Source organism: Candidatus Zixiibacteriota bacterium (assembly GCA_020853795.1).
Classification (GTDB): domain Bacteria; phylum Zixibacteria; class MSB-5A5; order CAIYYT01; family CAIYYT01; genus JADJGC01.
In genome coordinates this window covers 1-4877 of record JADYYF010000026.1, presented here as the reverse complement: position 1 = coordinate 4877, position 4877 = coordinate 1, and the positions used below count along the sequence as shown (strand labels likewise).

Here is a 4877-nt window from a genome sequence, read left to right as displayed (position 1 = left end):
TTCCATTTGCGGCCGGCCGGAAATCCGCCGCCGCCGCGGCCGCGCAGGTTGGCCTTGTCGACTTCCTGAATCACTTCATCCGGCGTCATTTTGGTGAGCGCCTTGGCAAGCGCCTTGTAGCCGCCGGCGGCAAGCGCTTCCGTAAGTGAGTGCGCGGCGATCTTGCCAAGGTTGCGCAGGGCGAGCCGATGTTGATGCTTGAAGAACTTGACGTCACCGTAGCGCTCGACCTTCTGGTTGGCGACGGGATCGGTGTAGAGCCGGTCGGTGATGATCTCGTCCCCCTCAATCGATTTGGCGATGATCTCCGGAATATCCTTCGGCTTGACCTTGGTGTAGAAGGTTCCTTGCGGTTCGATCACGACCAGCGGTCCCTGCTCGCAGAATCCGTGGCAGCCGGTCTCCTTGACCGCTTCGACCGAGAAGTCTCTAATCTCGCGCTGCTTCAGGTTGTCGTGAAAGGCCTCCACCAATTTGGCCGCGCCGTTGGCCAGGCAGCCGGTGCCGCAGCAGACGATGACTTTCTTTTTGTGCTTCGACTCGGAAAGCTGGTAAAGCTGCCGCAGTTCTTCGAGATGTTGCGCTGATGTTATTCTCATGCTCTATCCCTTCACCAGCTTCTTGGCCTGCGACACTTTGACCCCGCCGTGGTACTTCTCGTTGACGATCACCACCGGCGCCATCGCGCAGGCGCCCACGCAGGCGACCACTTCCAGCGAGAACTTCATGTCCGCCGTTGTCTGGCCGGCCTTGATGCCCAGTTCGTTCTCGATCTGATCCTGCAGTAACTTCGCGCCACGGATATGGCAGGCGGTGCCGACGCAGATCCGCACGACTTTCTCGCCTTTCGGATTCAGGCTGAACGCGTTGTAGAACGTTGCCACCGAGAACACCTTGCTCAACGGCACGTGCAAATAGTCCGCCGTTTGCTTGAGCGCCTCGCACGGCAAATACCGGTACTCGCGCTGGATGTCCTGCAACAGCATGATCAGCGATGAGCCGTCCGGCTGATGCTTGCCCATAATCTCCGGCAATCTGCTGAAGTCATGCGTCATGCCTTCACCTGCGCTTTCAGCGTCGACTGCGCCAGCTTGAAGCCTTCCTCGATGACCGCGAGGTTGATCTCCAGCAACTCCTTCTTCTTTCCCATTTTCTCATGCACGATCTCCAGCAGGCTGTCGTACTTGACGACTTGTGACGCGCCGACAAAGGCCCCCAGCATGATCATATTCACCGTCTTGACGCTGCCCGCTTTGATCGCGATGTCATTGGCCGGGATCAAAATCTCGGTCACGTCGCTGCGGTTCGAAACCAAGTCGATCAGCGATGAATTGACAACGATCAACCCGCCCGGCTTGACCTTGGAGGCAAATTTCTCCATCGACGGCCGGTTGAACACGACCAGCGCGCGCGGATTGTTGATGATCGGCGACCCAATGCGACTGTCGGAAATCACCACTGTGCAGTAGGCGGTGCCGCCGCGCATTTCCGGACCGTAGGACGGAATCCACGCCACCTGCTTACCCTCGTGAATCCCGGTGTACGACAGCAGTTGCCCGGCGGTGAGAATTCCCTGTCCGCCGAAGCCGGCGAAGGTCACGTCGTACTGCGCCATCTCAGACCTCCAGCCTCGGCTCAGGTTTCTTAAACACTCCGAGCGGATAGTAAGGCGACATATTGGTCTGCACCCATTGTGTGGCTTCACACGGCGTCAGACCCCAGTTGGTCGGACAGGTGGAAAGCACCTCGATCAAGGAAAAGCAAAGGCCGTCGACTTGGTTCTGGAATGCGGTCTTGATCGCCCGTTTCGCGCGCACGATATTCTGCGGAGTGTGCACCGCCACCCGCTCGATATAGGCGGGCGTGCGCAGGCTCGACAGCAGCTCGCACATGCGAATCGGCCAACCGGCCTCTTCGACATTGCGTCCGTAGGGTGAAGTCGCGGTAACTTGTCCCGGCATCGTCGTCGGCGCCATTTGCCCGCCGGTCATGCCGTAAATTGCGTTATTCACGAAAATCGTCGTGAACTTCTCGCCGCGATTAGCTGCATGCACGATCTCGCTCATGCCGATCGAAGCCAGATCTCCGTCGCCCTGATACGTGAAGATGATCAGTTCCGGGCTGACCCGCTTCAACCCCGTTGCTAGTGCGGGGGCGCGCCCGTGCGGTGATTCCAGGAAGTCGGTGCGGAAGTAATTGTAGATCAATACCGAGCAGCCGACCGGCGCGATCCCGACGGTCCGACCGCGGATGCCGAGTTCATCGATTGCCTCTGCCACCAGCCGATGGATAATGCCGTGCGTGCAGCCGGGACAATAGTGAGTGACGGCGTCGCTGAACGACTCCGGCCGTGAGAATGTAATCGTCGTCGCTTGTGCAGTAACTTCAGACATCGCTTCTACCTCACTTCGCCTTGCCGCCGTCAAGCAGCTTCAGCAGACAATCGCGCACTTCTTCCGGCGACGGTACAATTCCACCCGTCCGCCCGTAGAAGTGCACCGGCTTCTTCCCCAAAACCGCTTTCTCAACGTCTTCCACCATCTGCCCCATGCTCATCTCGACCGTCAGCACCAGTTCGATGTTCGGCGCAACGGCCGCGTCGTGAATCGCTCGCTCCGGGAAGGGGAAGAGCGATATCGGCCGCAACAGGCCGATGCTGGTGCCGTTAGCCTCCAACTCGTCGATCACGGTTTGACAGATGCGCGCCATCGTGCCGTAGGACACGATGATTGCGCGGTTTTTCGGAGAGACTTTGTATGGTTCGAAGCGGATTTCGTCCGCCTTCATCTTCAGGTATTTCTCGTGCAGAATGATGCTGTTCTTTTCCAGCGCCACTGGATCGAGGAACAGCGACTTGGTGATCAGCGGCGCCCGGTCCCGCGCTCCGACCGTCGCCCAGTCTTTCGGCGGCAGCGGCGGTTCCTCGAACTGATCCGGAAACTCCACCGGCTCCATCATCTGACCGATCATTCCGTCGCCGGCGATCAGCACCGGGTTGCGGTATTTTTCCGCGAGATGGAACGCCAGCATCGTCAAATCAACCGCTTCCTGGACCGTTGCCGGCGCCAACACGAGGACGCGGTAGTCACCGTGTCCGCCGCCGCGCGTCGACTGGAAATAATCCGACTGCGCCGGCAGGATTCCGCCCAGACCGGGACCGCCGCGCATGATGTTGATCAACACGACCGGCAACTGCGCGCCCGCCATGTAGGAAATCGCCTCCTGCATCAGGCTGATGCCCGGGCTGGACGACGAGGTGAACACGCGCTTGCCGCTGGCGGCCGCCCCGAAGAGCATGTTGCCGACCGCCACCTCCGACTCCGCCTGTACAAACACGCCGCCGACCTCGGGCAGTCGTCGCGACAGGTACTCGCCCACCTCGCTCTGCGGCGTGATTGGATATGCGAAATAGTAGATTCCGCCGGCGCGGATCGCCGCCTCGCCGATTGCTTCGTTGCCTTTCATCAATATTCGCGCCATGGTCGCCTCAGTACTGGTACAGCACGAATCGCGTGCCGTGCATTTTGACGGTGATTGCCGCGTCGGGACAGGTGATTGCGCATAACTGGCAGCCGATGCAGCGCGAAGGATCATGCATTTTCGCGTAGAAATAACCTCGCTTGGTAATATCCTTCGACATCGAGAGAATCTGCTGCGGACAGGCCTTGACGCACAGCTCGCAGCCTTTGCAGTAGTTCTTGTCTATAGTCACACCCGGCATAAGCGCCTCTCGCTATCTTGATTCCGGCCGGCGCCGGTAGTATTCATCCATCTCATTCACAGCCCCCGGACGCGATCCTTCCGGATCTCCCACGGCTTCAGCATTCGCCGCGACAAGGAGAACTTCGGAACGGTCAACATCTCGTCAGCGATCTCTCCCAGCGCCGCATCCATACCGGCGGCAAACACGAGCGGGATATTCGCTGCCTCAGCCACCTGCCGGGACAGCTTGACGCCGTCGATGATTGTCTGCCCGGTCGTCTCACCGATCAGGTGGGTATTGGAGACGATGCCGGTGAATTTCATCCGCGACGACCCCTCGATCGCCCGCATCATCTTCAGACTCCCCTCGACCGTCGCGGTGAACGGCCGGTTGGCGTTCAGCACCATCAGGAACTCGTAGTCGGCCCGCTCCAGCGCATCGGAGAGAGAACCCAGCACTCGCGCGCCCAAGTCGTCACCCCCGACGTCGATCACCAGCCGCCCTTCGCCGGCGTTCTCGATTGAAGCCCGAATCTGCGGCACAATGATCGGCAGGTCGGCGTGGCAATGCTCGCCCGTCGGCACAATCGCCCGGATTCCGTAGAGCAGCATCTCGGCGGCCGCTTCGCGTGAACGGAAATACGGATTGACGATATCAAGATCAATGATGCTGATGGGATCAGCCGAGATCTCGGCCAGGTGAATCGCGTAATTGACCGCCACCTCTGTCTTGCCGGAACCATAAGCGCCGGCAAAGATTATGATCCGTTTTGCGAACGGAACGAACGGGCAGTCAATCATAGTGTCTTCTCACCATACGTGACAATTTTCACAATGTCACGACTCTACACTCTACAGTATCGGACAAAATTAGTCAAGTAATAAAGCAACTTTTTTGTCAATATTACTTCACCCAACCGCCCTTCCTAAGAGCTTGCCGTTCTGTAATTTGGCGCATTCCGATCAGGAAAGACGGATTTGCCGAGTAGGCACTTCGCGCCAAAAATGTGAATTGCTTCACAAGCATCAACTCGATGATAACCCTTTTCCGAGTTCAGGGTCAAGGAGATTCTCGCTTTCTCTCAACCCTCAGGTTGACAAATTCCGCCTTTCATTGTAGCCTATCGCCTCTGCCGCCACGCCGGCAGTATGTTACCACTTACGATTGGGAGAGA

General features: G+C 58.5%; 7 protein-coding genes. All 7 read right to left on the bottom strand.

The window, feature by feature from the left end; all coding sequences use genetic code 11:
• A partial coding sequence (locus IT585_01605) for an NAD(P)H-dependent oxidoreductase subunit E (GenBank protein ID MCC6961927.1) occupies positions 1 to 599 on the bottom strand: 599 nt, incomplete at its 3' end.
• Between the two features lie 3 nt (positions 600 to 602).
• On the bottom strand, positions 603 to 1055 hold the full coding sequence (locus tag IT585_01600) for an NAD(P)H-dependent oxidoreductase subunit E (GenBank protein ID MCC6961926.1): 453 nt from the start codon (positions 1053 to 1055) through the stop codon (positions 603 to 605).
• Positions 1052 to 1615 carry a 2-oxoacid:acceptor oxidoreductase family protein gene (locus tag IT585_01595; GenBank protein MCC6961925.1) on the bottom strand — a complete coding sequence of 188 codons (564 nt, stop codon included), beginning with the start codon at positions 1613 to 1615 and terminating at the stop codon, positions 1052 to 1054. Before IT585_01595 ends, IT585_01600 begins: the two co-directional genes overlap by 4 nt.
• Position 1616: 1 nt before the next feature.
• Complete coding sequence (locus tag IT585_01590) at positions 1617 to 2393, bottom strand: 2-oxoglutarate oxidoreductase (protein MCC6961924.1); 777 nt, start codon at positions 2391 to 2393, stop codon at positions 1617 to 1619.
• Between the two features lie 10 nt (positions 2394 to 2403).
• Positions 2404 to 3480 (bottom strand): 3-methyl-2-oxobutanoate dehydrogenase subunit VorB, encoded by a 1077-nt coding sequence (gene vorB / locus IT585_01585; protein MCC6961923.1) that lies wholly within the window; start codon positions 3478 to 3480, stop codon positions 2404 to 2406.
• 7 nt (positions 3481 to 3487) lie between these two features.
• Positions 3488 to 3721, bottom strand: coding sequence for a 4Fe-4S binding protein (locus IT585_01580; GenBank protein ID MCC6961922.1), 234 nt, complete (start codon positions 3719 to 3721; stop codon positions 3488 to 3490).
• A gap of 56 nt (positions 3722 to 3777) precedes the next feature.
• Positions 3778 to 4503, bottom strand: a complete 726-nt coding sequence (locus IT585_01575; GenBank protein MCC6961921.1) for a cobalamin biosynthesis protein CobQ — start codon at positions 4501 to 4503, stop codon at positions 3778 to 3780.
• Positions 4504 to 4877 lie beyond the last annotated feature (374 nt).

Bases quoted from the DNA above. Each gene is read 5' to 3' on its own strand.
- IT585_01595 (MCC6961925.1), bottom strand. From the start codon at position 1,615: ATGGCGCAGTACGACGTGACCTTCGCCGGCTTCGGCGGACAGGGAATT.
- vorB (MCC6961923.1), bottom strand. From the start codon at position 3,480: ATGGCGCGAATATTGATGAAAGGCAACGAAGCAATCGGCGAGGCGGCG.
- IT585_01590 (MCC6961924.1), bottom strand. From the start codon at position 2,393: ATGTCTGAAGTTACTGCACAAGCGACGACGATTACATTCTCACGGCCG.
- IT585_01580 (MCC6961922.1), bottom strand. From the start codon at position 3,721: ATGCCGGGTGTGACTATAGACAAGAACTACTGCAAAGGCTGCGAGCTG.
- IT585_01600 (MCC6961926.1), bottom strand. From the start codon at position 1,055: ATGACGCATGACTTCAGCAGATTGCCGGAGATTATGGGCAAGCATCAG.
- IT585_01575 (MCC6961921.1), bottom strand. From the start codon at position 4,503: ATGATTGACTGCCCGTTCGTTCCGTTCGCAAAACGGATCATAATCTTT.